Raw genomic sequence first — 20,489 nt, forward strand, 5'->3', positions numbered from 1 at the left:
GCCCGGCAGGGCCGCGGGCCCGCGCCCACGGCCGGGCCTTGGATCGCTCCCGGCGGCGCGGCGGCATGCCCGGGTCCGCTCGCCCGGCGGGTCGGCGACGCACCCGCCCCCGACCGTCCTCACCCCTCAACACCAGGCCGAACGAAGAGGGAATTAGCTCATGAGCCGAGGAAACGGCGAGTCGACCATCCCGCTGGCCGACCTGGTGCGCACCCACCGCAACAGAGCCGGCCTGACGCAGCAGGAGCTCGCCAGGAAGGCGGGCATCAGCGTCGCCGCCCTCCGCGACCTGGAGCAGGGCCGCCATTCGCGCCCGCGCCCCGGCTCGGTGTCGGCACTGGCCGAGGCGCTCGGCCTCGACTCCAGCCAGGCCGCCGAGCTGGCCTTCAGCTCAGCCTCGCCGGTGCGCCCGGCCGCGCGTCCGGCCGCCCCCGCCCGGATCGAGCACGACCCGCCGCCGCAGGAGCCGGTCAGGCAGCCGCGTCCGGGACGGCCGCAGCAGGGGCTGTGGCTCGGCGTCCTCGGTCCGCTGGAGACCTCGCTCGACGGGAGGCCGCTGAACCTCGGGCCGCCCAGCCGGTGCGCGCTGCTCGGCCTGCTGGCGCTGGAACCGGGCAGCGTGGTGCGGCGCGGCACCATCATGGAGGTGCTGTGGGGGCAGTCGGCGCCGAGCACCGCACCGAGCCTGATCCAGGCGCACGTCAGCCGGCTCCGGAAGCTGCTCGTGCCGGACGGCAACGGCACCAAGGTCATCGCCTCCGCCGTCGGCGGCTACCGCCTCCAGGTGCGTCCCGAGCAGCTCGACCTGCTCACCTTCAGGGCCCTGGTCGCCCGGGCCGACGCGGCGCACGCGGCCGGCGACGACCACCGGGCGTGCGACCTGTACGAGCAGGCCCTCCGGCTATGGCGCGGCGACCCGCTGGCGGACCTGGAGGTCCTGCACAACCAGCCCTGCGTGGCGATGTACCGGCGGGAGCTGTCCGACGTGCTCGTGCGCAGCGCCGAGATCGCCTGCGGCCTCGGGCTCCACGACCGGGTCCTGCCGCGGCTGCACGCGCTCGCCGCGGCGGAGCCGCTGAACGAGCGGGTACACGCCCGGCTGATGATCGCGCTCGCCGGGAGCGGCCAGCAGGCGGCGGCCCTGCACATCTACGAGGACCTCCGCACCCGCCTGGACCGCGAGTTCGCGATCTACCCCGGCGAGGAGCTCACCAGCGCGCACCTGCGCGTCCTCCGCCAGGACATCCCGCGCGCGCGGCTCGCGTACGAGCCGCCGGCGCTCGTCCCGGCGGTGCCGAGGCAGCTGCCCGCGTCGGCGCGGTACTTCACCGGCCGCGACCGCGAGCGGGGGCTGCTGTCCGGCCTGCTGGGCGAGGACTCGCCCGAGGCGGGCAGGGTGGCGGTGGCCGCGCTGACCGGGATGGCGGGCATCGGGAAGACGGCGCTGGCGATCAGCTGGGCGCACGAGGTCGCCGACCGGTTCCCCGGCGGGCAGCTGTTCGCCGACCTGCGCGGGTTCTCCTCCTCGGGGCCGCCGGTGGATCCCGCCGAGGTGCTGAGCGGCTTCCTGACCGCGCTCGGGGTCCCGCCGTCCGAGACCCACGCGGACACCGCCCGGCTCGCCGCCCTCTACCGCAGCACGCTCGCGGGCAGGCGAATGCTCATCGTGCTGGACAACGCGCGGGACGCCGAGCAGGTGCGCCCGCTGCTGCCCGGCTCCCCCGGCTGCCTGGTGCTCGTCACCAGCCGGCACCGGCTCATCGGCCTGGCCGCCGGGAACGGCGCGCACCTGGTCACCGTGCCCGGCCTGACGGACGAGGAGTCCCACCGCCTGCTCGCGAGGGCGCTCGGCACCGAGCGGGTGGCCGCCGATCCGGGCGCCGCCGGGGAGCTGATCGCGCTGTGCGCCCGGCTGCCCCTCGCCCTGTGCAACGCGACCGCCTACGCCGCGGCACATCCCGACCTTCCGCTGGGCGCGCTGGTCGCCGAGATGAGGGACGAGCAAGGCCGCCTGGACGCGCTGGAAACGGGCGAGCCCGCGACGAGCATCCGGGCCGCGTTCTCGCTGTCGCAGGCCAAGCTGAGCGACACCGCCGCGAAGGTGTTCCCGCTGCTCGGACTGCATCCGGGCCCCGACTTCTCGGTCCCCGCCGTCGCCGCCCTGTGCGGGTCGGGCTGGTCGCAGGCGCAGGCGGCCCTGGACGACCTGTGCGACGTGCATCTGCTCACCGGGCACGCCCCCGGCCGCTACGCCTGCCACGAGTTAGTGCGCGTCTACGCGGCGGAGGCCGCCGAGCGAAGCCTCGGCATCGCCGACCGGCGCGCCGCCGTCTACCGGCTGCTCGACTACTACCTGCACAGTGCGAGCTCCGTGTCGGCCCTGCTCTTCCCCCACCTCGCCCAGCAGAAGCTGGACGAGCCCCGGCCGGGCGTCGTCCCCGAGAGCATCGGCGACGCGCAGCAGGCGGTGCAGTGGGCCCTGGACGAGCGGCCCACCCTGCGCGCCGCCATCGAACTGGCCGTGAAGGGCAGCTACTACCCGCACGCGTGGCAGCTGTCGCGGGCGGCGGCGTGGTTCTTCAACAGCGAGGAGCACTGGGAGAACCTGAGCGGCCCGCAGTGAGCCGCGCGCCGGAGGCCACCGCTACTTCGTCTTCAGCGCGTTCAGGACGGGGACGAGCCGTTCCTCTTCGCGGTCGAGGTGCGCCTCGATCTCCGCGGTGAGCCCGTCCACCTCGGCGAGGACCGCCGCGGAACCGCTCGTCTCGTCGGCGGCGAGGTCCTGAAGCCGGCCGACCAGCTCCGCCAGCCGGCGATGCTCCTCCCGCAGGCCCCGCACCGCGGCGGCGAGTTCCGGGTGGAGCCGGTCGATCTTCGGGAAGACCTCGTCGTCCTCGGTGACGTGGTGGCGGTGCAGCATCGCGCAGGCGGTCAGGCAGTTGACCCGCAGCTGCGCGGCGAGCTTCGGCCCGCCCGCCGCGATCTCCTCGCGGATCAGCGCGAGTTCCCGGCGGAACCCGTCGTGCACGGCCTTCAGCTCGTCTCCCCACGGTTCCGCGGCGAGCCGCGCGCGGGAGCGGGTCCGCAGCGCCACGATCGGGACGGGCTCGGCCAGGAGCCTCTGCTTCTCGTGGAGCCCCGGGGTCACCTCGGCCAGCTGGGCGTACACCGTGTCGCGCTCCCATCCGGTGAGGGGGCGGGCGTCGGCCTCGATGACGGCCGTGCCGGTCTCCACCGAGACCCGCGGGTCCGCGAGCACGTTTCCGTACCATTCCGGCAGGGTGCCGTCATCGGCGGGAACGGCGGCGAGCAGCAGGCTCCCCTTTTCGCCGTAATGGAAGGCGACGGGCTGCACGAGTTTCCCGCCGGCCGCGCCGCGGCCGGTGGTGAGGACGACGATCCGGGCGCCTGCGAACGGCCCGCCGAGGCCGCCCCGGCTCGCCCGGAACTCCGCCACGGCCCGCTCATTGTCGTCGAGCGCCATTGTCGGGACTCCTCACGGGATGGCCGGGCGGACGCCGGCGAATTGAGCGGGAAGGTCGCCGTGCCGAGTGTAGATGTGCGGCCGCGAGACCGCCCGATCCCGTTCCGTCCGGCGAACTGGCGGAGGCCGTGGAGGACGCTCAACTGATGCAGGAAAGCAGTTGAACAGCCGACTACGTCATCACCGGCCTACTGTCTCACGCGAATGCCGTTCAGACGTTCCCGCAGGTCATTGCCCATGATCCAAGCGGATCCCAAGGCGTCGAGCGATCATTGTTCATGATCGCCGAGCCGTGCCCGCAGTGCGACATCCGCGCCGGCGCACCACCGGACGGCTGTCAATGCCCGCGCCCGGGCGAGGCGCCCGCCGGCGGCGTTGACCTTTACCGGGGAGGCTGCGAAAGTCGGCTTTATGCGGGTCTTCGGCGGCCCGGTTTCCACAGGACTCTGCGTCATTCCGCATACCTGAATTCATCCGATCCGGGAAAGGAAACCCATGCCAAAGCTCGACACGGCGCCACTGACCGAAAACGGGGGGACCCTGGTCTCCGGGAACGGCGAGGATCTGCTCGACCTCTCCCGCGACGACGTGCTCGCCGCCTTCCGGGAGTCCGGGGCGCTGATGTTCCGCGGATTCACCGGCGGGGTGGAGAGCTTCTGCTCGTTCGCGGAGCGGTTCAGCACCCGCTTCCGCAGCCACGGCGGGTCGAACCGCGACAAGATCGACGGCAAGGACACCCTGCAGACGGTCGTCGCGGGCACCGAGCGCATCGGCCCGCACTCGGAGCTCCGGTACATGCCGTTCTCGCCCGACGTCCTGTGGTTCTACTGCGTCCGTCCGGCCGACGAGGGCGGCGAGACGACGCTCTACGACGGCGCGCGGACGGTGGAGGGGCTCAAGCCCGACTCGCGGGAGGCATTCTCCGCCAAGCCGCTGAAGTACAGCTTCACCGCCCCTCCGCGGATCTGGACCCGCTTCCTCGAGGTGTCGTCGGTGGAGGAGGCCACCGCGAAGCTGTCCGGCCCGGACCCGAAGGTCCCGGAGGCCGAGCACGCCTTCAGCTTCGACGGCGACATGCTGTCGCTGGAGTACACGATCCCGGCGTTCACCCGGCCGCGCTCGGGCGGCGAGCCCGTCTACGCCGGCTCCATCGCCCGCGGCTACGAGCACGACCGCGTGGCGTGCGCGTTCGCCGACGGCACGCCGATCCCGGACGAGCTGCGGCAGGACATCATCGACGCCGCGGAGCGCGTGGAGATCGCGATCCCCTGGCGGCCCGGCGACGTCGTCATGGTCGACAACTCGCGCGTCATGCACGGCCGGCGCCCGTTCACCGGCGACCGCGAGATCTACACCCGCTTCGCCTACGCCAACTTCGACTGACCGCACGGTCTTCGACCGACCGCACGGCCGCCCCGCCGACGCCCTGCCCGTGGAGCGCCACCGATCAGGTGGATCGCCTCAACGGGCGGGGCGTACGCATGACCACGGCGGAATGGAGCGCCTGCGCGGCCCCCGGGCCGAGCACCGAAAGCCCGCATCGGGCGATGGCGGACTTCTCCATCACCCGATGCGGGCTCCGCGGGGCGGGCGTCGCTCAGTTCCCCGGCGCCGGGGGCGTGAGGGACGAGGTCGTGTGGGTGCCGACGCGGAACGCCGGGCTCGTCACCGTCTCGGCGAGGAACCCCGCCGTCGTGGCGATGCCGGGCCCGCCGATCCGGAACTCGGAGAGCGCCCGCGCGGACCTGGCGATCGCCTGCTCCCGGTCGGGCGCCCACACGATCAGCTTGGCGATGAGCGAGTCGTACGCCGGCGACACGCGTCCGCCCTGGTAGGCGGCGGTGTCCACGCGGACGAACGGCCCGCCGGGCGGGACGAACTCGGTGAGCGTGCCCGGCGCGGGCGCGAAGTCGCGCGCCGGGTCCTCGGCGTTGATCCGGCATTCGATCGCGGCGCCGCGCCGCTCCACCTCGCCGAGGGCCAGCGGTTCGCCCGCCGCGACGCGGAGCTGCTCGGCGACCAGGTCGATGCCCGTCACCAGCTCCGTCACCGGGTGCTCCACCTGGATCCGGCAGTTGACCTCCAGGAAGTGGAAGTCGCCCGCGTCGTCGACGATGAACTCGAACGTGCCGGCGCCGACGTACCCGGCCGCACGCGCGCCCTCGACGGCCGCGCGGCCCATCCGCTCGACCGTCTCGCGCGGCAGGCCGGGCGCGGGGGTCTCCTCGATCAGCTTCTGGTGGCGGCGCTGCACGGTGCAGTCGCGCTCGCCGAGGTGGACGACGTTGCCGTAGGAGTCGGCGAGGATCTGGATCTCCACGTGCCGGGCCGCCGCGACGTAGCGTTCGACGTAGACGCGCGAGTCGCCGAACAGCGACAGCGCCTGCGCCCGGGTCTCGCGGTAGGCCTCCGCGAAGTCCGCGGAGGCGCGCACCACCCGCAGCCCGCGGCCGCCGCCGCCCATCGCCGCCTTGATGATCACCGGGTAGCCGATCTCGTCGGCCAGCCGGTGGGCGGCGGCCGCGTCCGCGAGCGGCTTGAGGCTGCCGGGCAGCAGCGGCATCCCGGCGGCGCTGAGCAGCTCGCGGGCGTGGGTCTTGTCGCCGAGCGCCGCCACGACGCCGCTCGGCGGCCCGATGAAGGTGAGCCCCTCGCTCGCGACGGCGGCGGCGAAGTCCGGGTCCTCGGACAGGAAGCCGTAGCCGGGGTGGATCGCCTCGGCGCCCGTCCGCCGGGCGGCCTCCAGGATGGCCGGCGCGTACATGTAGCTGCGCCTGGCGGGGGCGGGCCCGATCGCGACGGCCTCGTCGGCGAAGCGGACCAGCAGGCTGTCGCGGTCCTCGGTCGAGTGGACCGCGACGACCCGGACGCCGAGCTCCCGGCAGGTGCGGGCGACCCGGAGCGCGATCTCGCCGCGGTTGGCGATGAGCACGGTGCGGAACATGGTCACGCCTCGATCGGTTCCAGCGCGAGCAGCGGCTCGCCGTACTCCACCGACGCGCCGTCCTGCACGAGCACCGCCGCGACGCGCCCGCGCCGCTCGGCCTCGACCGGCAGGAACAGCTTCATGGCCTCCACGATCGCGACCTGCTCCCCGGACTCGACGACGGTGCCGACGTCCACGAACGGGGCGGCGCCGGGTTCCGGCGCCCGGTAGAAGACCCCGACCGTGGGCGCGACCACGTGGAGGAGCCCGGCGTCGCTCTGCTGGGGCGCCGACGGCAAGGCCGGCGGCGCGGCGACCTCCGCGCCCGCGGCGACCTCCGCGCCCGCGGCGACCTCCGCGCCTGCGGCGACCTCGGGGGCCGCGGGGGCGTCCCAGGTGACCTCGATGGCCACGTCCCGGGCCTGCACCCGCAGCGCCGACGGCAGCCGGGGCAGGTCGGCGAGCAGCCTCGCCAGCCCCACCCGGACCTCTTCGAAAGCCTCCTCCGCGGCGGTCCCCCCGGTGGCCGTCTCTTCCGCGGCGGTCTCGTCTGCGGTCATCGTCCTGCCCTCGTCGTCTGAACGTCGCGCTCGACGCGTGGATCGTCCATGTCGGGCGGGGTGCCGAAGCTGCGGAACCGCTCGTGGCGCTGCGCCAGCAGCTCCCCCGCCGGGCGGCCCAGCAGGGCCGCGAGTTCACCGGTCAGCGCGGCCCGCAGGGTGCGGGACGCCTCGCCCGGCGCCAGGTGCGCGCCGCCGGGCGGCTCCGGGATCACCCCGTCCACGATGCCGAGCCGCAGCAGCTCCCGCGCGTCGATGCGCAGGTTCCGCGCGGCCTTCGGGGCCGCCGCCGTGTCCTTCCACAGGATCGACGCGCACCCCTCCGGGCTGATGACCGAGTAGGTGCCGTTGGAGAAGATCAGGACCCGGTTCGCCACCGCCAGCGCGAGCGCCCCGCCGCTGCCGCCCTCCCCGGTGATGACCGTGACGATCGGCACCGGCAGGGACGCCATCAGCCGGATGTTCTCGGCGATCGCCATCGCCTGGCCGTGCTCCTCGGCGGCCAGGCCGGGGAAGGCGCCCGGGGTGTCCACGAGCGTCACGATCGGCAGGCCGAGCTTGGCGGCGAGCCGCATCAGCCGCGCCGCCTTGCGGTAGCCGGCGGGCGTCGCCATGCCGAACCCGCGCGCGGTCAGCTCCCGGGGGTCGTGGCCCTTCTGGGTGCCGACGGCCATGACGGGGACGTCGCCGAGCTGGGCGAACCCGCCGACGATCGCCGGGCAGTCGCCGCCGAGGCGGTCGCCGCGCAGCTCCAGGAAGTCGTCGAACACCGACGCCAGGTGGTCCAGGGCCGTCGGGCGGTCCAGGTGGCGGCCGAGCCGGACGGTCTCCCACGGGTCGTGCTCGGGCAGCCGGCCGGGGTCGCGGACGACCGGGGCCTCGCGGACGGCGACGGCATCGCGGACGGCCGGCCCGCCGTCCCGGGCGGGCGTGCCCATGCGCAGCAGCCTGGCCAGCGTCGGCCGGACGGCGGCGCGCGGCACGATCCCGTCGATCAGGCCGTGCTCCAGCAGGAACTCCGCGGTCTGGAAGCCGGGCGGGAGCGACTGCCGGATGGTCTGCGCGATGACGCGGGGGCCCGCGAAGCCGAGCCGGGCGCCCGGCTCGGCGAGGATGACGTCGCAGAGCGTCGCGTAGGACGCGGCGACGCCGCCGTAGGTCGGGTCGGTGACCAGCGAGACCGTCAGGACGCCGGCCTCGTCGAGCCGCGCGAGCGCGCCGCTGGTCTTGGCCATCTGCATGAGGGACAGCGCGCCCTCCTGCATCCTGGCGCCGCCGGACGCCGAGACGATCAGCAGCGGGGTGCGCTCCTCCAGCGCCGTCTCGGCCGCGGTGGTGATGGCCTCCCCGACGGCCGACCCGAGGCTGCCGCCGAGGAACGCGAAGTCCATCACGGCGGCGATGACGGGACGGCCGTCGATCAGCCCGCGCGCGCACACGATGGCCTCGTCCTGGCCGGTCGCGCGGCGGGCCTCCTTAAGGCGCGCGGGATAGGGCTTGGAGTCGGTGAACTCCAGCGGGTCGGCCAGGACGTCCGGCATGGGCAGCAGCTCGGCGGAGCCCGGGTCGAGGAGCTGCGCCAGCCGGTCGGTGGCGCCGACCCTGGCATGGCGGCCGCAGTCCGGGCAGACGCCGAGCGCGCGGGCGAAGCGAGGCTGGTACAGGATCGTCTGGCAGCCTTCGCAGATGTGCCACAGCGAGGTGGTCATCGGAGTCGGTCTCCTCTTCGGTTCATCGGCCGCCGGTGGCGTGGAAGCCGCCGTCGACGTGGACGATCTCGCCGCTGGTACTGGGGAACCAGTCCGACAGCAGGGCGACGCAGGCGCGCGCCGCGGGCTCGGCGTCGGTCACGTCCCAGCCGAGCGGGGCGCCGCCGTGCCAGGCGGCCTCGAAGCCGGCGAAGCCGGGGATGCTGGTGGCCGCCTTGGTCCGCAGCGGCCCGGCGGCGACCAGGTTGACCCGGACGCCGCGCGGGCCGAGCTCGCGGCACAGGTAGCGGGTGGCGGACTCCAGCGCGGCCTTCGCCACCCCCATCCAGTCGTAGCCGGGCCAGGCGGTCGAGGCGTCGAAGTCCAGCCCGACGACGGACGCGGGCGCGGCCAGCACGGGCAGGCAGGCCGTCGCGAGCGCCTTCAGCGAGTACGCCGAGACGTGCATCGTCGTCGCGACGTCCGGCCACCCGGTATTGAGGAACTCGCCGCCGAGCGCGGACCGCGGCGCGAACGCGACGGCGTGCAGCACCCCGTCGAGCCTCGGGCAGTGCGCGGTGACCCGGTCGGGCAGGGCCGCGAGGTCGTCCTCGCTGGTCACGTCCAGCTCGATGACCGGGGCCTTGTCCGGCAGGCGCGCGGCGATGTGCCGGGTGATGCGGGCGGCCCGGCCGTAGGAGGACAGCACGACCTGCGCGCCCTCCAGCTGGGCGCGGCGCGCGACCGCGTAGGCGATGGAGGACTCGGTGAGCACCCCCGTCACCAGGAGGCTCCGGCCCTCGAGGATCCCGGTCACGGCGCCGTCGGGGCGAGCTCGCGGGCGCGGCGGAGCGTCGCCATGCTGTTGCCGCCGATCGACCGGCGGACCAGCGCGGCGGCCTGCTCGACCGTGCCCTCCGGCCCGAGGATCGCGGTGATGGCCTCCTCCTTGAGCACCACCGTGTGCTTCGCGACCGCGCCGCCGTCCTCGCGGACGTGCCAGGAGCCCACGTGCGCGTGGAGGAAGTCGGGCAGCGTCGTCTGCTTGTAGACGATCGTCTCCGGCGGCAGCAGGACGCGGACCGAGACGGTGGTGTGGACGTCGCCGCCGGTGCTCGGCACGGTGTCCATCTCCAGCCGCTGGACGCCGGCGGCGTCCTCGTGCAGGTCGACCCTCGCCACGTGCGGGATCAGCGTCGGCCACTGCGCGGCGTCGGCGAGGAACCGGAAGACCCGCTCCTGCCCGGGGCCGACGGCCACCTCGTCCTCCCAGTCGACGAGGAGGTGCGCGCGGTTCGCGGCGTCGCGCAGCGAGTCCAGCTCGGCGCGGCTGTTGTGCTCCACGACCTCCTCGATCCTGTCCAGGACGTCCGCGTCGTCGTTCTCGGCGGAGAACCAGTGCCGGAAGACGACCTCGCTCCCCTCGCCGGACGGGACGACGTGCCACTCGCCGCGCATCGCCGCGACGGGCCGCGCCGGGCTCGTCTGCCGGAACGCGACGCGCCGGGCCACCGGGTCCAGGGTGCGGTGCGAGACCCAGCTGCGGACGGCGTCGCCGGCGAAGGCCCAGATCCGCAGCCGCTGCTCGGCCCCGGCCTCCCCGGGCAGGTACTCGACGTGGACGGTCGGGGTGAAGATCGCGGGCCACCGCTCGGCGTCCGCGATCAGGCGGTACACGGTGCCGGCCGGGGCCGGGACCGTGATGGCGTGCTCGGTCTGCCGGATCTGCATCGGTGCCTCTCAGTAGTTGCCGAGTCCGCCGCAGACGTTGATCGCCTGCGCGGTGATGGAGTCCGCGGTGTCGGTGGCGAGGTAGCCGACCAGGCCCGCCACCTCCTGCGGGGTCGAGTACCGGCCCAGCGGGATCTTGGCGAGGAAGCGCTTCAGCACCTCGTCCTCGGTGATGTCCAGGCCCGCGGCGTAGCCCTGCCGCACCGTGACGGCCATGGGCGTCTCCACGTATCCGGGGCAGACGGCGTTGACGGTGATCCCGGTCCCGGCCAGCTCCAGGCCGAGCGCCTTGGTGAAGCCGACCACGCCGTGCTTCGAGGCGGAGTACGGGGCCGCGTACACGACCCCCTGCTTGCCGCCGGTCGAGGCGATGTTGATGATCCGGCCCCACGGGCGCCCGGCGAGCCCGCCGGCCGCGAGCACCTCGCGGGTGACGCGGAACGTGCCGGTGAGGTTGGTGTCGATGACCGCCTGCCACACCTCGTCGGTGAGGTCGGCGGTGATCCCGCCGCCGCCGCGGCCGGCGTTGTTGACCAGGATGTCGATCGTGCCGAAGCGGCGCACCGCCGCCTCCACGAGCGCCTTCACGTCCGCGCCGGACGACACGTCGGCGGCGGCGCCGTCCGCCTCGATCCCCTCGCCGATCAGGTCCTTGACCGTCGCGGTGACCCGGTCCGCGTTGCGCGCGCACAGGAACACCGGGTGGCCGGCCCTGCCGAGGGCCCGGGCCGTCTCCAGGCCGATGCCGCTGGTGGCCCCGGTGACCAGCGCCACCCGGGTACTGACGTCCGTCATTGCCGCTCCTCAGGGAATCTCGATGACCTGGCCGGCGTAGGCCAGGCCGGAACCGAAGCCGATGGTGAGCGCGGTCATCCCGCTGGTCACCTCGCCCGCGGCCAGCAGCCGTTCCATCGCCATCGGGATGGACGCGGCGGAGGTGTTGCCGCTCTCGGCGATGTCGCGGGCGACCACCGCGCCGTCGCGCAGCCCGAGCTGCCGGGCCAGCTCGTCGATGATCAGGAGGTTGGCCTGGTGGGGGATGAGCGCGTCGAGGTCGCCGGGCGCCAGACCGGCGGCCTCGATCGCCCGGCGCGCGGCGGTGGCCAGGTCGTCCCTGGCCCACCGGTAGACGCGCCACCCGATCATGCCGAGGCGCGGCCACGGCACGGACGGGTCGCCGTGCAGCTCGGGCCGCCAGTGGCCGGTCATCCCGACCGCGTCGGCGCGGGACCCGTCGCAGCCCCACGCGACGGGCCCGATGCCCGGCCGCTCGGACGGGCCGACGACGACCGCGCCCGCGCCGTCGGCGAACAGGAACGCGGTGGCGGCGTCGTCGGGGTCGACGATGTCGGTCATCCGCTCCGCGCCGATGATCAGGGCGTGGTCCGCCGTCCCCGCCTTGACCAGGTCGGACGCGACGGCCAGCGCGTACGGGAAGCCGGCGCAGGCGGCCAGCATGTCGAACGCGGCGGCGTTGACCGCGCCCAGCTCGTGCGCGACCTGCGAGGCCAGCGACGGCATCTGGGACAGGTGCGTGACGGTCGCGACGACGACGGCGCCGATCCGCGCGGGGTCGAGCCCCGCGTCCGCCAGCGCCTTCGCCGCCGCCTCGCGCGCCATCATGGACAGCGGCTCGTCGGGGCCCGCGTAGCCCCGGTGCCGGATGCCGGACCGCTTGACGATCCAGTCCTCGCTGAGCCCGAGCCGGGAGGCGATCTCGGCGTTGCCGACCGAGCGCCTCGGCCGGTAGGCGCCGAGGCCGATGATGCGGCTGTGCCGGGCCATCATTCGCTCTCGCGGAGCCGCGCCGTGACGTAGTCGAGGACGACCCGCGGCGAGGTCAGCTCGGCGACGGCCTCGTCCGGGATGACCAGGTGGTAGTTCTGCTGGAGCAGGGTCGCGATCTCCAGCACGGCCAGCGAGTCGAACTCCAGCTCCGGGAACGGGGTGTCGAGGAAGTCGCCGTCCAGGGCCGGGGCGGTGCCGTCCGCGGCCTTCAGCATGATGTCCTTGAGGTCGGCGACGGTGAACTCGGTCATGTGCTGCTCCTTGCGTGAGTGGTGGGTGCGGAGACGACGATCGCGGAGTTGAACCCGCCGAGCCCCCGCGCCAGGACGAGGGCGTGGCGGACGGTGCGGCGGCGGGGTTCGCGCAGCACCAGGTCGAGGTCGGTGCCGGGCGCCGGCTCGGTCACGTTGAGGGTCGGCGGGATGACGCCGTCCCGGATCGACAGCAGCGCCGTCACGAGGTCGAGCGCGGCGCCCGCGTACAGGCGGCCGGTCATGGTCTTGGGGGCGGTGACGGGGACGCCGCGCGGGCCGAACAGCTCGGTGATGGCGCGCGCTTCTTCCCAGTCCAGCGCAGGCAATCCCCAGGCGTCGGCGAAGACGACGTCGATGTCGCCGGGCGCGACGCCGGCGTCGGCGAGCGCGAGTTCCGCGGCGCGCCGCAGCCGGGGCGAGCGCCCGGAGCCGCGCGGCGGGTCGTAGGCGGCGGTGTCCGGGCCGGGTTCGCCGTCGTCGAGGGGCGGGTCGAACGTCGCGGCGTACCCGGCGATCTCGCCGTAGACGCCCGGCACGCCCCGGGCCTCGGCCGCGTCCGCGTCCTCCAGGACGAGGATGGCGCCGCCGTTGCCGGGCAGGTAGCCGTTGGCGTCGCGGTCGAAGGGCAGGTAGGCGCGGGACGGGTCGCGGCGGGTGCTGAGCATGCCGGTGGCGATCTGGAAGGCCAGCCCGACCGGCGCCAGGGAGGCGTCGCTGCCGCCGGTCACCATCAGCGGGGTGCCGCACCGGATCTGCCGCCGGGCGTGGCCGACCGCGTCCAGGCCGCCGGCCTGCTCGGAGGCCAGCACCAGCGCGGGCCCCTTCATGCCGTGCCGGATCGACAGCTGCCCGGCGGTCGACGCGTAGAACCACGCGACCGACATGTACGCCGACACGTAGGTGGGCCCCTGCGACCACAGCTGCTGCAGCTCGCGCTGCCCGAACATGATCCCGCCGGACGAGTTCGCCACCGTGACGCCCATCTCGAACGCCGGCATGCCGGCGGGGTCGAGGCCGGCGTCCGCGAACGCCATCACGGTCGCGGCCATGGCGAGCTGCGTCATCTGGTCGGTCTGCGCCCGGAACTTGCCGGGGATGTACGCCTCGGCGTCGAAGTCGACCTCGCCGGCGAGCCGGACCGGGTACGGCGCGGCGTCGAACAGCCGGATCGGGCGGATCCCGCTGCGCCCCTCCAGGGTCGCCCGCCAGTACTCCTCCGTGCCCACCCCGTTCGGCGAGGCGACGCCGAGCCCGGTGACGACCGCGCCGGTCATGCCGCCTCCAGGTCGGCCGCGCCGAGCACCATCGCCGACTGGAAGCCGCCGAAGCCGCTGCCGATGGTGAGGACGGTGTCGGTCCGCTGCGGCCGCGCGACCAGCGGCACGTAGTCGAGGTCGCACTGCGGGTCCTGCTCGGTGAGGTTGGCGGTGGGCGGGATGACCCCGTTCCGGATGGTCAGCACGCAGGCGGCGATCTCGATCGCGCCGATCGCGCCGAGCGAGTGGCCGATCATCGACTTGATGGAGCTCATCGGGATGTCGTAGGCGTGCGCGCCCAGCGCGCGCTTGACGGCGGACGTCTCGTGCAGGTCGTTCTGCCGGGTGCCGGAGCCGTGGGCGTTGACGTACTGGACGTCGGACGGGCTCACCTCGGCCTTGGCGAGCGCGGCGCGGATCGCCTCGGCGAGCTCCAGCCCGTCGGGGCGCAGGCCGGTCATGTGGTAGGCGTTGGCGCGGTTGGCGTACCCGAGCACCTCGGCGCGGATGTCGGCGCCGCGGCGGCGGGCGTGCTCGTACTCCTCGACGACGAGGACGGTCGCGCCCTCGCCGAGCACGATGCCGTTGCGGTCGCGGTGGAAGGGCCGGCAGCCGCCGGCCGGGTCGTCGTTGCGCGGCGTGGTGGCCTTCAGCGCGTCGAAGCAGGCGAGGGTGATCGGGGTCAGCGGGGCGTCGGTCGCCCCGGTGATCATCACGTCGGCGGTGCCGTCCTCGACGAGCTGCACCGCGTGCCCGACGGCGTCGAGCCCCGACGTGCAGCCCGCGGAGACGACCACGACGGGTCCCTCGCACCGCGCCGCCCACGCGACCTCCGTCGCCAGCGAGCTGACGGTGATGTACGGGTAGGAGTAGGGCACGGCGAACCGGTGGTCCACCAGCCAGTCGCGGCCGCGGTCGCTGACCGCGACGTACTCCTCCTCCATGCGGGTCGAACTGCCGATGGCGCTGCCCAGGCTGACGCCGAGGCGGGTGCGGTCGACGGTGTCGGCGATCCCGCTGTCGGCCAGCGCCTCCCGGACGGCCACCAGCGCGAACTGGCCGGCCCGGTCCAGGCGGCGGGCCTCCTTCGGCGACAGCCCCTCGCGGGCCGGATCGAAGTCCACCTCGGCGGCGATCCGGCAGCGGAACGGCTCGGCGTCGAACAGCGTGATGGGACGGGTGGCGGTGCGGCCGGCGCTCAGCGTCTCCCAGAACGCCTTGGTGCCGATGCCGCCCGGCGCCACCACCCCGAGCCCGGTGATCACGGCGCGCCGTGCTCGACTAGTCACTGCTCCTCGCATTCATCACGATCGGTTTCACGAAGTCCCCGAACCAGCGGTCGACGGCGGTCGACGGCCCCGTGCTCGGATGCCCGGCGACCCAGGCGACGTGGCCGTCCGGGCGGACGACCAGGAGCGGGTCCCCGGTGCGGTCGCCGGTGACGATGACGCCCTGCCGGCCGAGCGCGGCCTCCTCGCTCGGCAGCGGGCTCCGGCGCAGCGCCCGGGCGAGCTGCCGGGGCGACAGCCGCGGTCCGGTCAGGGTGCTGCCCATGTAGTGGGCGTCGAGGCCCGCGATGGACCGCGCGACCTGCCGGCGGAACCCGGCGGATCGCTCCAGGCGGTCGCGCGCGGCGGCGCGGCGGTCCAGGTCGGGGCCGAAGATCAGCGCCTCCTGCTCCCGGACGCTCCGCTGCATCCGGGCCGTCGCCTCCGCGCGTTCGAGGCCGTAGGTGGCCGCCAGCTCGCGCGGCGCGCCGCCGAGCAGGGCCGCCAGCTTCCAGGCCAGGTTGTGCGCGTCCTGCAGGCCGGCGTTCAGCGAGCTGCCGCCCACCGGTGGCTGGTCGTGGGCGGCGTCCCCGGCGAGGAAGACGTTGCCCGCGCTCCATTCCCGGACCGTCGTGCAGCCGTTCGAGAACCGGTCGAGCCAGACGCACTCGCCCTCGTCGACGCGCTCGCCGGTGGCCTCGTGCCAGTCGCGGCAGACGTCCTCGAAGGTGAACTCGCCGGTGGCGCGGTAGCGGGGCGAGAAGAGCATCAGCCGGGTGATCTCCGAAGTGATCGGCCCGGCCGTGGCGACCATGTCCCCGTGCCGTTCGAACCGGCGGGGCGCGACGGCGACCCCGGTGACGTCGCACCGGATCATGTGCCGGTCGGCCGGGACGCGCAGCGGCGCCTGCCCGAGGCCCGCGCGGACCGTGCTCTCGGCCCCGTCCGCGCCGACGAGGTAGACGCTCTCGTACGTCCGGCCGGCCGCGTCGTACGCGACGACGCCCGACGACCTGGCCTGCGCCCGGGTGACGGCCACGCCGGTCCGCACGGTGGCCCCGGCGTCGACCGCCCGGTCCCGCAGCACGCGCACGAGGTCGGGCTGCGGCAACTTCCACAGCCCCGCCCAGGGGCTGTCGATCCCGTCGAGGTCGACGGGGAAGCCCGCGTAGTGGCCCGTCATGGCGTGCGGCAGGCGGTCCAGACCGGGAACGTCCAGCGCGGACAGGATCTCCATCGACCGCGAGTTCAGCGTGCTGGCGCGGGTCTGGCCGGAGATCTCGACGTCCCGCTCCAGGACGAGGACGGAGACCCCCTGCCCGGCCAGGGCGGCGGCGAGGAGGCTCCCCACCGGGCCGCCGCCCGCGACGATCACGTCCCAGCGCTCGGCCATCATCGCTGCCATCGGTAGAAGCACGACGCCATGGCGTCCTTCGGGCCCTGCCAGCTCGGGTCGTAGGGCTCGAAGAACGGGCGCAGGTCCGCGCTGATCTGGACGAAGCGGGGGTCCTCCCGGGCCTGCTCCACCTGCTCGGGGCCGTGGTCCTCGGCGAAGTCCTGGGCGTGGATGTAGAGGTCGCGGTAGTTGAAGAGCTGCCGCCGCAGGGTCCCCATGCGCTGCGGCATGTCCGTCTCGTCGAATTCCTTGAACAGCCCGGAAATCTCGTCGAGGTCGGGGCGCCTGAACCGCGCGATGATCAGTGTGGTGAACATGACCTGCCCTTTCTCTAGCTCTCGGAGCCGAACCAGCGTGCGAGTGCGGTGGCGAGCGGCTCGGCCGCGCGCGAGGTCCACGCCACGTGCCCATCGGGGCGGACGAGGAGGTCGGGCTCGTCCGGCCGCGGGACGGCGACGACGTCCACGCGGTCGTTCCACGGGCGGGCGAGGGACGCGCTCTCCCCGTCCTCGCGGGACGTCAGGAGGAGCCCGCGCCCGTGGCGGAGCAGCCCGCGGGGCGGGCCGTCGCCGCCCGGCAGCCGGAGGTCCTTGGTGGGCAGCAGGCGGCCGACGGGCTCGGGCGCGTCGCCGCCCGGGTCGTAGCGCAGCGCCATGCCGGTCACCTCGTCGGCGGCCAGCGACGCCGCCTCCGGGACGGTGAACAGCCGCTCCAGCAGCCCGCGGACCGGGTCGACCTCGGCGCCGCGGAGGAAGACCTGCCCCTGCGCCTGGGTGTTCGCGAGCAGCTCCGCGGCCGCCTGGCGCCGCTCGGTGTCGTAGGTGTCGAGCAGGTCCGCGGGGGCCCAGCCGTGGACGGCGGCGGCGAGCTTCCAGCCCAGGTTCACCGCGTCCTGGATGGACACGTTCATCCCCTGCCCGCCCGCCGGGAGGTGGGTGTGGGCGGCGTCGCCGGCGAGGAACACCCGCCCCGCGCGGAAGGACGGCGCCATCCCGGACGCGTCGTTGAACGAGCTCGCCCAGCGGATCCTCCCGGGCGGGAGGGCATCGCCGGTGACGTTGCGGTACGCCTGCTCCAGGTGCTTCGCCTCGACCCGGGTGCCCCGTTCGAGGGGTTCCGCGGTGAAGTCGCAGACGATCAGCCGGTCGATGGTGTCGTCGAGCGGCCCGGACATGACCATGCCGGTGGGCGTCTTCTTGCCGAACTGGTTGTTCGGCAGGCCGGCGTGCTCGATGTCCGCCAGCAGCATCTGCACGCTCGGCGGCGTGAGCGGATAGGCGAGGCCCGCCATTCTCCGCACCGTGCTGTGCGCCCCGTCACACCCGACGACGTATTGGGAGCGCACCCTGACCGTTCCGTCCGGGCCGTTCGCGATCGTCTCGAGACTTTCCCCGCATTCCTGGATTCCGGTCACCGTGTAACCCGGCCTGACGGTCGCTCCCAACCGCGCGGCCCGCTCCCGCAGAACGGCTTCCGTCTTGTACTGCGGATAGCGCATGACCGGCAGATGGGGGGACGAGAGATGATCGGCGGAGATCACGATTCCGGCGAAATGAACGGCCTTGACATGCTCCAGCGGACCGAACTCGCCGAGCATGTCGCGGTGCGCGAATATTTCGAGGGTGCTGGGCGTGAAGCCGAGGGCGCGCGACTCGTTCTGCGGCATCGCCGAGGCGCCCAGCACCAGGCAGTCGACGCCGCACAGCCGCAGCTCGCCCGCCAGCATGAGACCGGTCGGGCCCATTCCGACGATGACCACGGGTATCTGCGCCGGAACGGACTGAAGATCGCTCATGGGCACCTCGCCTAGGGGTCGTTCGTGCGTTCCCAAGGATCCACAGGAGGGTGACGCGAAGCCAGTTCCCGGCACCCCGGTTGAACAGCCTTCCGGGCATTAGCCGAAACGAACGCACCTGGCGGAGTGGCGAAATCCGCCGGGTGGTGCGCCGTCGCCGCGAGTTGTTCAACTGCCTATTCGCGTCTGTTGAACGCCGGGCGGTGCTGTGGTTCGCCCGGGTACTGTCGGCCGCCCCCGTCGCCGGTTGTGCGGAAATCTCCAAGAATGGCGCGGAGCCGGTGCGGCCGGAAAAGCCGGGATCGACGGAACGGAGGGTGCGATGGCCGACGAGGAAGCGCCGCCGCGGTTCCTGCTGCCGGGGGTCCTGCTGTCGGCGGGCAGGTTCCTGCTCGCCGGCCTCAGGGCCGCCGGCCTCAGCGCCTGGTGCGTCCCGTCCGCGCTGAGGCGGGACGAGCCCGGGCCGGCGCCGCCCGAACCGTCCCTGACGTTCGCGGAGCGGCTGACGTGGGCCGGTCTCGAGTGGCACGTCCGCCGGCAGAAGCCGCACGCCGGACCGGACGAATCCGCGCGGCCCTAGAACGCGGCGCAGCACGGCGCGAGGCGGGGCGGTGCGCGGCGCGGCGGGGCACCCCGTCGCCGGGCGGGCACCGCCGTCTCTACCGGACCAACTTTCTTTACTTGACATAAATTTATGTCGGACTAAGGTCGAAGGCGTGACCCCACAGCATCCAGCAGCGGCCCGCAAAGCCGGCCGCGCCGACGCAACCCAGCCCAGGAGCAGTCGGTGAGCGCGCGCGGTGCCCGCCCCCGGCCGGACGCGGAGCTCCCGCCCCCGCCCGGCGGACCGGGCGCGTCCGAGGGCCGCGGCTGGCGGGCCGTCACCGTCGTGCTCGTCGGAGCGTTCATGGCCCTGCTCGACACCACGGTCGTGACCGTCGCCCTGCCCACGATCCGCACCGGCCTGCACGCCTCGTCCGCCGGCCTCGAATGGGTCGTCTCCGCCTACGCCCTCGCGCTCGGCCTCGCGCTGGTCCCGGCCGGGCGCGCCGGCGACCGCTTCGGGCACAAGCCCGTGTTCATCATCGGCCTGGCCGTCTTCACGCTCGCCAGCGTGGCCTGCGGGGTGTCGCAGAACCAGGCCGAGATCGTCGCCGCCCGGGCGGTCCAGGGCCTCGGCGCCGGGACGTTCTACCCGGCCATCGCCGCCACCATCCAGCTGACGTTCACCGGCCGGGCGCGCTCGAAGGCGTTCGGCGCCCTCGGCGCCACCATCGGCGTGTCGATCGCGCTCGGGCCGGTGCTCGGCGGCCTGATCATCGCCGGCGGGGGCGCGCGGAACGGCTGGCGGTGGGTGTTCCTGGTGAACCTCGCCATCGGCGCGATCGCGCTGCCGGTCGCCGCGAAGCAGCTGCCCCGCGCGCGGTCGCTCGTCCGCCGCCGGTTCGACCCGGTCGGCGTGGTCCTCCTGTCGGCCGGGCTGCTCCTGCTGCTCATCCCCCTCGTGGAGGGCCAGGAGAGGGGCTGGCCCGCCTGGTGCTACGCCTGCTTCGGCGCCTGCGCGGTCACGTTCGCGCTGCTCGCCGTGTGGGAGGCGCGCGCCGAACGGCGCGGAGCGGACCCGCTGCTCAAGCCCGGCCTGCTCGCGCAGACGTCGTTCTCCGCGGGCGCGGCCTTCGCGGTCGTCTACTTCGCCGGGTTCACCAGCGTGTTCTTCACCCTCTCCATCCTCTGGCAGGAGGGGCTGGGCCGCAGCGCCCTGATGACGGGCCTCGCCGTCGTCCCGTTCTCGTTCGGCAGCCTGGTCTCCGCCGCGATCAGCGACAGGCTCTCGGCGCGGATGGGCCGGATGGTGCTGGTCACCGGCTCGGTGATGGTGGCGGCCGGGCTCGCGCTCGCGGCGCTGGTCGTCCACCTCGACGCACCCGCCCCGAGCGGCTGGACGCTCGCCGGCCCGCTGCTGCTCGCCGGGCTCGGCAGCGGGATGGTCATCGCCCCCAACCAGGACTTCGTCCTCGCGCGGGTGCCCGCGGAGGACGCGGGGACGGCGAGCGCCGTCCTCGGCACCGCCCAGCGGGTCGGCAGCGCGCTCGGCATCGCGATCATCGGGACCGTGCTGTTCGGGAACCTGCACTTCCACCCGGGTCCGCACGCGGCCGCCGCCGCGTTCAGCCACGGCTCGCAGTACGCGCTGCTGGCCAACACCGCCCTCGTCCTCGTCGCGCTGGTGCTGGTCATCGCCCTCCCCCGGCGGATCCCCAGCACCAGGGCGTAGCCGGGGCGGCACATGAAGCCGGGCCCGTTCCTCGGAACGGGCCCGGCTTCGACGTTTCGCGGCCGGGA

18 protein-coding genes are annotated in these 20,489 nt (G+C 74.1%); 4 read left to right on the top strand and 14 right to left on the bottom strand.

Features of this window, described 5'->3' with window-relative positions; genetic code table 11:
• Nucleotides 1-160 precede the first annotated feature (160 nt).
• Nucleotides 161-2,623, top strand: a complete 2,463-nt coding sequence (locus F9B16_RS21585) for a BTAD domain-containing putative transcriptional regulator (protein ID WP_151541916.1) — start codon at nucleotides 161-163, stop codon at nucleotides 2,621-2,623.
• Nucleotides 2,624-2,644: 21 nt separating this feature from the next.
• On the opposite strand, the gene F9B16_RS21590 is transcribed toward F9B16_RS21585, so the two are convergent.
• Nucleotides 2,645-3,484 (bottom strand): nitroreductase/quinone reductase family protein, encoded by an 840-nt coding sequence (locus F9B16_RS21590; RefSeq protein WP_151541917.1) that lies wholly within the window; start codon nucleotides 3,482-3,484, stop codon nucleotides 2,645-2,647.
• Nucleotides 3,485-3,979: 495 nt separating this feature from the next.
• On the opposite strand from F9B16_RS21590, the gene F9B16_RS21595 reads away from it, so the two are divergent.
• Entirely contained in the window at nucleotides 3,980-4,867 is an 888-nt protein-coding gene (locus F9B16_RS21595) for a TauD/TfdA family dioxygenase (RefSeq protein WP_151541918.1), read from the top strand.
• A gap of 214 nt (nucleotides 4,868-5,081) precedes the next feature.
• Here F9B16_RS21595 and F9B16_RS21600 read toward each other — a convergent pair whose 3' ends face one another.
• From F9B16_RS21600 to F9B16_RS21660, 13 genes are read right to left on the bottom strand one after another with little or no spacing between them, the layout of a single operon-like run.
• The gene (locus F9B16_RS21600; RefSeq protein ID WP_151541919.1) at nucleotides 5,082-6,428 is read right to left on the bottom strand and encodes an acetyl-CoA carboxylase biotin carboxylase subunit; all 1,347 of its coding nucleotides are present in this window, start codon (nucleotides 6,426-6,428) and stop codon (nucleotides 5,082-5,084) included.
• A gap of 2 nt (nucleotides 6,429-6,430) precedes the next feature.
• Nucleotides 6,431-6,970 (bottom strand): acetyl-CoA carboxylase biotin carboxyl carrier protein, encoded by a 540-nt coding sequence (locus F9B16_RS21605; RefSeq protein ID WP_151541920.1) that lies wholly within the window; start codon nucleotides 6,968-6,970, stop codon nucleotides 6,431-6,433.
• Nucleotides 6,967-8,679 carry an acetyl-CoA carboxylase, carboxyltransferase subunit beta gene (gene accD / locus F9B16_RS21610; RefSeq protein WP_151541921.1) on the bottom strand — a complete coding sequence of 571 codons (1,713 nt, stop codon included), beginning with the start codon at nucleotides 8,677-8,679 and terminating at the stop codon, nucleotides 6,967-6,969. Before accD ends, F9B16_RS21605 begins: the two co-directional genes overlap by 4 nt.
• Before the next feature lie 22 nt (nucleotides 8,680-8,701).
• Nucleotides 8,702-9,475 (bottom strand): enoyl-ACP reductase FabI, encoded by a 774-nt coding sequence (fabI, locus tag F9B16_RS21615; RefSeq protein ID WP_151541922.1) that lies wholly within the window; start codon nucleotides 9,473-9,475, stop codon nucleotides 8,702-8,704.
• The gene (locus tag F9B16_RS21620; RefSeq protein ID WP_151541923.1) at nucleotides 9,472-10,389 is read right to left on the bottom strand and encodes an aromatase/cyclase; all 918 of its coding nucleotides are present in this window, start codon (nucleotides 10,387-10,389) and stop codon (nucleotides 9,472-9,474) included. Before F9B16_RS21620 ends, fabI begins: the two co-directional genes overlap by 4 nt.
• A 9-nt stretch (nucleotides 10,390-10,398) precedes the next feature.
• A complete protein-coding gene (locus F9B16_RS21625; protein ID WP_151541924.1) occupies nucleotides 10,399-11,184 on the bottom strand; it encodes an SDR family NAD(P)-dependent oxidoreductase in 786 nt (261 codons plus the stop codon).
• A gap of 9 nt (nucleotides 11,185-11,193) precedes the next feature.
• On the bottom strand, nucleotides 11,194-12,177 hold the full coding sequence (locus F9B16_RS21630) for a beta-ketoacyl-ACP synthase 3 (RefSeq protein WP_151541925.1): 984 nt from the start codon (nucleotides 12,175-12,177) through the stop codon (nucleotides 11,194-11,196).
• Entirely contained in the window at nucleotides 12,174-12,428 is a 255-nt protein-coding gene (locus F9B16_RS21635) for an acyl carrier protein (protein WP_151541926.1), read from the bottom strand. Before F9B16_RS21635 ends, F9B16_RS21630 begins: the two co-directional genes overlap by 4 nt.
• Complete coding sequence (locus tag F9B16_RS21640) at nucleotides 12,425-13,705, bottom strand: ketosynthase chain-length factor (RefSeq protein ID WP_151541927.1); 1,281 nt, start codon at nucleotides 13,703-13,705, stop codon at nucleotides 12,425-12,427. Before F9B16_RS21640 ends, F9B16_RS21635 begins: the two co-directional genes overlap by 4 nt.
• A complete protein-coding gene (locus F9B16_RS21645; protein ID WP_225991831.1) occupies nucleotides 13,702-14,976 on the bottom strand; it encodes a beta-ketoacyl-[acyl-carrier-protein] synthase family protein in 1,275 nt (424 codons plus the stop codon). Before F9B16_RS21645 ends, F9B16_RS21640 begins: the two co-directional genes overlap by 4 nt.
• Entirely contained in the window at nucleotides 14,969-16,360 is a 1,392-nt protein-coding gene (locus F9B16_RS21650; protein ID WP_151541929.1) for an FAD-dependent monooxygenase, read from the bottom strand. The genes F9B16_RS21645 and F9B16_RS21650 overlap by 8 nt, the downstream gene beginning before the upstream one ends.
• Nucleotides 16,348-16,668: a TcmI family type II polyketide cyclase gene (locus F9B16_RS21655; protein WP_151541930.1), complete on the bottom strand. Its 321-nt coding sequence runs from the start codon at nucleotides 16,666-16,668 to the stop codon at nucleotides 16,348-16,350. The genes F9B16_RS21650 and F9B16_RS21655 overlap by 13 nt, the downstream gene beginning before the upstream one ends.
• 14 nt (nucleotides 16,669-16,682) lie before the next feature.
• The gene (locus F9B16_RS21660) at nucleotides 16,683-18,146 is read right to left on the bottom strand and encodes an FAD-dependent monooxygenase (RefSeq protein ID WP_151541931.1); all 1,464 of its coding nucleotides are present in this window, start codon (nucleotides 18,144-18,146) and stop codon (nucleotides 16,683-16,685) included.
• Between the two features lie 322 nt (nucleotides 18,147-18,468).
• On the opposite strand from F9B16_RS21660, the gene F9B16_RS21665 reads away from it, so the two are divergent.
• Together F9B16_RS21665 and F9B16_RS21670 are read left to right on the top strand one after the other, a co-directional pair.
• Entirely contained in the window at nucleotides 18,469-18,726 is a 258-nt protein-coding gene (locus F9B16_RS21665; protein ID WP_151541932.1) for a hypothetical protein, read from the top strand.
• A gap of 207 nt (nucleotides 18,727-18,933) precedes the next feature.
• The gene (locus F9B16_RS21670; RefSeq protein ID WP_225991832.1) at nucleotides 18,934-20,421 is read left to right on the top strand and encodes an MFS transporter; all 1,488 of its coding nucleotides are present in this window, start codon (nucleotides 18,934-18,936) and stop codon (nucleotides 20,419-20,421) included.
• The last annotated feature ends 68 nt before the right edge of the window (nucleotides 20,422-20,489 follow it).

The organism is Actinomadura montaniterrae (assembly GCF_008923365.1).
GTDB lineage: Bacteria > Actinomycetota > Actinomycetes > Streptosporangiales > Streptosporangiaceae > Spirillospora > Spirillospora montaniterrae.